The sequence below is a fragment of the Nonomuraea terrae genome (assembly GCF_004348995.1).
GTDB lineage: Bacteria > Actinomycetota > Actinomycetes > Streptosporangiales > Streptosporangiaceae > Nonomuraea > Nonomuraea terrae.
Window position 1 is genome coordinate 1 of record NZ_SMKQ01000349.1, and the last position, 5,076, is coordinate 5,076.

At 68.5% G+C, this 5,076-nt stretch carries 3 protein-coding genes; 2 read left to right on the forward strand and 1 reads right to left on the reverse strand.

The window, feature by feature from the left end; all coding sequences use genetic code 11:
- Positions 1–759 precede the first annotated feature (759 nt).
- On the reverse strand, positions 760–2,229 hold the full coding sequence (locus E1286_RS45825) for an aldehyde dehydrogenase (NADP(+)) (RefSeq protein ID WP_132623484.1): 1,470 nt from the start codon (positions 2,227–2,229) through the stop codon (positions 760–762).
- 159 nt (positions 2,230–2,388) lie between these two features.
- On the opposite strand from E1286_RS45825, the gene E1286_RS45830 reads away from it, so the two are divergent.
- Together E1286_RS45830 and E1286_RS45835 are read left to right on the forward strand one after the other, a co-directional pair.
- On the forward strand, positions 2,389–3,573 hold the full coding sequence (locus E1286_RS45830; protein WP_246075711.1) for an enolase C-terminal domain-like protein: 1,185 nt from the start codon (positions 2,389–2,391) through the stop codon (positions 3,571–3,573).
- Positions 3,570–4,766, forward strand: coding sequence for a hypothetical protein (locus E1286_RS45835; RefSeq protein ID WP_132623488.1), 1,197 nt, complete (start codon positions 3,570–3,572; stop codon positions 4,764–4,766). The genes E1286_RS45830 and E1286_RS45835 overlap by 4 nt, the downstream gene beginning before the upstream one ends.
- The last annotated feature ends 310 nt before the right edge of the window (positions 4,767–5,076 follow it).

Here is a 5,076-nt window from a genome sequence, read left to right on the forward strand (position 1 = left end):
CCCCCACCCCACTCCCACCTGACCTGCACCGCCACGGCCGCACGACCCCGACCACACCGCCGCGCCGCACGACCCAACTCACAGCGCACCGCCGGACGACCCAATGGCACCGCGACGCCGCTTCCCCACCGGCACCGCTCCACCGGACGACCCAACTTGCGCCGCAAGACCAAACTCCCGCGCGCAACCGCTGCCCAATGGCATCGCACCGCCGCAAGACCGAACTTGCGCCCCTACCGGCCGCACCACCCAACCGGCGCCGCCGCAACCGCGGACCCCAAAGGCACCACACCGCCGCGACCGAACTGACGCCCCACCGGCCGCACCACCCAACTCGCGCCGCCCCAGCCGCTAGCCCAATGACACCGCACCGCCGCAACACCGAACTTGCGTCCCTAACGGCCGCAGCACCCAACCAGCGCCGCCGTAACCGCGCATCTCAAACGCACCACACCGCTACCCAACCGGCGCCGCCCCAGCCGCGCACCCCAACCGGCCTCCAACGGCCGCGCCGTTGCCCGGCCAGACATGCGTGCCTGTGCCGCCCACAAGCCGACGCACACGCGCAGCTCAGACCGGGTGCACCGGAGCCACACCATCCCGCCACGGCAACCACCGGGATCAAGGACCAAGGAAACCGCAATGGTTTCCGGTGGCCCACGACCCCGGTGACCGTGGCGTCACTGCCAGGCCGGTCTCATGTCGCCGACCGCCCTTATAGATCAGGCTTCAGACGACCTGACTCCAGACGACCTGGATTCAGAGGACCAGGCGACCGTCGACCCTGCGCGGGATCGACAGCGGGTTGCCTTCCTTCAGCTCGTCCGGCAGCAGTGCATCCGGCCAGTCCTGGTAGGCCGTGGGCGCGAGCCAGCGGTCGATGGCCGTGGCTCCGACGGAGGTGAAGGTCGTGGTCGAGGACGGCCAGGGACCGCCGTGGTGCATGGCCCAGCACACGGCGACACCGGTCGGCCAGCCGTTCCAGATGACCCGCCCTGCCTTCTTGGTCAGCACCTCCGCGACGCCGGCGGCCTCGTCCGGCTGGGTGCTGTGGACGGTCGCGGTCAGCGAACCCTCCAGCCGTTCCAGCACAGAAGGCAGCTCCGAGACGTCGCGATAGGTCACCACGATCGACGCCGGCCCGAAGCACTCATCGGCGATGTGCGGCAGCTTCTCCGCGAACGTACCGAGATCGGCGGTGAAGACCTTGGGCGTGACCGCCCAGTGCCCCTCGCCCGGCTTGCCCTCGGCCAGCAACTGCAGCTCGCCCAGCCGCTCCACGCCGCCGACATAGCCGTCCCTGATCCGCTCGGCCAGCATGGGACCACCGGTGGTGCCCTCGACGGCCTCCACGATCGCCTTGCGCAGTTCGTCGTCCTCGGGCACGAACATGAGCCCGGGATTCGTGCAGAACTGTCCCACTCCAAGCGTCAGCGATCCGGCGAACCCCGAGGCGATCTCCTTGACCGGCGCCGACGGAAGCACGACCACCGGGTTGACGCTTCCGAGCTCACCGAAGAACGGGATCGGCACTTCGCGGTCGTCGATCAGCTTCTGGATCGCCTTGCCCCCAGCCACGGACCCGGTGAAACCGGCCGCGACCACCGCGGGGTGCTGCACCAGATCAGCACCGGCCTGCATGCCCTGTACGAGGCCCAGAAGTTCCGGGTACGGCAGTGCCTCCTGCACGATCCTGGCCACCCGCTCGGACGTGTTCGGGTGTCCAGGATGCGCCTTCACGACCACCGGGCACCCCGCGGCCAGTGCGGAGGCGGTGTCGCCCCCGGCCACCGAGAACGCGAACGGGAAGTTGCTCGCCGCGAAGACGGCCACGACACCCTGCAGCGGACGCTTCATCCGCCGTACGTCGGGCCGGGGCGGCGCCAGGGAAGCGTCCGCGTGATCGATGATCGCCTCGAGATAGCCGCCGTCTCTGATCACCTCGGCGAAGAGCCGGAACTGTCCAGCCGCACGCGCCACCTCACCGCGCAGCCGCCCTTCCCCCAGGGCGGTCTCCTGATCGGCGAGCTGCCACAGTTCGTCCACGTGCGCGGTCAGCGCGTCGGCGACGGCCTCGAGCGCGACGGCCCGTTCGGCCGCCGGCATCGCGCGCCAGGCCGTCCCGGCGGTGGCTGCGGCGGAAACGATCGAGTCGACCCCGGCACTGTCGGTCTCGGGCAGGCCTGCGCCCACGGTCGCGCCGGTCCTGGGGTCGTGTCCGTAGATCATCGAATGGCCCTTCGGAGTCTTGACACTTCTTCAACCTGATTCTTACAGTTGCGGCAACTTGTCCACAAATCTGGCCACTGTTCACATATATGGACGGCGATCGCGTTGATCATTCAGCAGGTCCACGTCACGCCAGTAGCTTTCCGGGATCCGCCCCTTTTGAACGCCTCCGGCGTCCACGAACCCTGGGCCCTCCGGACCATTGTCGAGATCGTCACGGACGATGGATTGACCGGATTGGGCGAGACCTACGGCGATCTCCACCATCTGAACCGAGTTAGGGAATGCGCGAAGGCGCTGATCGGCCTCGACGTCCACGCTCTCCATACGATGTACGCCCGGATCGACGCCATCGTGGGCACCGGTCGGCAGAGCGCCGCCACCAAGGAGAAGAGCGTCGACCGAGTCTTCTCCCCTTTCGAGGTGGCCTGCCTGGACATCCGCGGCAAGGCGACCGGCGTGCCGGTCTTTGACCTGTTGGGCGGCAAGGTTCGCGACACCGTCCCCTACAGCGCGTATCTCTTCTACAAGTGGGCCGGCCACCCCGGCGACGAGCCTGACCGATTCGGCGCCGCCCTGGACGAAGCGGGCATCGTCGCACAGGCCCGGCTTCTCATCGAGGAGTACGGATTCACCTCCATCAAGCTCAAGGGCGGCGTCTTTCCGCCTGACGTGGAGATCGCCGCCATTCGCGCCCTGCACGAGGCGTTCCCCGAGGTGCCGCTGCGCCTCGACCCCAACGCGGCCTGGACCGTGGAGACCTCGATCAGGGTGGGCCGCGAACTCGACGGCGTCCTGCAGTATCTGGAGGACCCGACCGCCGGCATCGCGGGCATGGCGGAGGTGGCCGCGGCCGTCCCGATGCCCCTGGCCACGAACATGTGCGTGGTCGCGCCCGAGCACTTCCCACCGGCGATGGCGTCCCATGCGATCGGCGTGCTCCTCCTGGACCACCATTACTGGGGCGGACTCGTCCGCTCCTCGCACATCGCCGCCATGTGCGACGCCTTCGGCCTGGCCATGTCGATGCACTCCAACTCGCATCTCGGGATCAGCCTGGCCGCAATGACGCATCTGGCCGCGGCCACGCCGAACCTCACGTTCGCCTGTGACACCCACACGCCGTGGCAGGACGGCCAGGACGTGGTCCTGGCGGGTGCCCTCAGGTTCGTGCACGGCGCCGTGCCGGTGCCCGTCGGCCCCGGTCTCGGCGTGGAGCTCGACCGGGATGCGCTGGCCGTCATGAACGAGCAGTACGAGAAGTGCGGGATCACTGCCCGCGACGACACGTCCTACATGCAACGCTTCGATCCCTCCTTCACGGCTAGGAGACCCCGCTGGTGAACATCGCCTACCTCTATCCCTGGGACGTGGTCGGCGACCCCACTGCCCCGGACCGCCTGGCCGATCTGGGTGTGCGAGCGGTCGCGCTGGCGGCGAGCTACCACTCGACCCGGGCGGCGACGCCGTACCACCCTGCCCACCGCGTGCTGGACGTCCCATATCCGGCCTTCTACCTTCCAATTCGCCCATCTTCGTGGGGGCGGCTGGTGCCCGTCGCTCCGACGTGGACACCCGCCGACGCCTACCTCCAGGCCCGCGACGCCCTGAAGGCCGTGGGCCTCGACGTGCACGCCTGGACCGTCCTCACCCACAACTCGCACCTCGGCGCCGCCAATCCCGACCTCGTCGTGCGCAACGCCTTCGGCGACCCGTACCCATACGCCCTGTGCCCGGCTCACGAGGACGTCATCGGGTACTGCGAACGCCTGGTGACGGAAGTCCTGGAACTGGCCGAGCCCGACGGCCTGATCCTGGAGGCCTGCGGCCCCATGGGCTTCGCCCACCAGAGCGTCCACGAGAAGACCTTGGGAGCCGACTGGACTCCGGCGGACGCCGACCTCCTCTCCCTGTGCTTCTGCAACGCCTGCGCTCCCCGCTATCCGGATGCGACAAGAGCCCAGGTCAAAGCCGCCATAGACCGCACCTCACCTCCCGCGACGGCGCCCGCCACGCATACGACCGCCACACCGACGAACGACGCCGCCTCGTCCGCCGGCACCATCGAAGAGGCCCTGGGCTTCTTGACGGACGAGGTACGCGCCATCCGTGTCGGCCTATCGGACACACTCCGCCAACGCCTCATCGCCGCCGCCAGAAGCACGGCCCCGAACGTCCCCATCACCCTGCACGCCAATCCCGACCCCTGGGCCGCCGGCGCCTTCGCCCCGCTGCCCGCGGGCGAGCCCGGAGCCGACGTGCTGGTGGCCAACTGCTGGGGCGACCCCGCCGTGGACGTCGCTCGCTTGGCCAGGCTCAAGGACCTGGCGACTCCGGAGCAGCGGATAGGCGCCTACGTCCTGGCCCTGCCGCCCCGTCCCGCCGACGCCGTCACCCTCGCCGACCACCTCGGGACGTACGCCAAGGCAGGCGCAACCGAATTCCACCTCTACCACGCCGGCCTGGCCTCCCCCCAACGCCTGTCAGCCCTCTCCCAAGCTCTCCACCTCCACGCCAGAAGAACCATGGCGCCCTGATCAGAAACAAACAGTCTTGACCGGCGGGAATACAGGCCTCTGCGCGAGGTCTCCGATCACACTGTCGAGAACGTTCCAGCCACGAGCTCTCCCGCCGCCTTCGCGCAAGATTTCAAACTCCGCCACCACGTCACCGCTATCTCCACCACGTCCTGCAAACTACTACTATTTCCAACCCACCCTGTACTACATTCGTAGGTCCGCTGGGAATGGGTCACCGCGTCGCCGGTAGTGGCTGATCAGAGCGCGTGTCTGATGAAGCCGCCGGAAGTGTGACCAAGCCAGGACGTGATCGATGGCGTTGGCCGCT

Coding starts and splice junctions, on each gene's coding strand:
- E1286_RS45825 (WP_132623484.1), bottom strand. CDS start 2,229: ATGATCTACGGACACGACCCCAGGACCGGCGCGACCGTGGGCGCAGGC.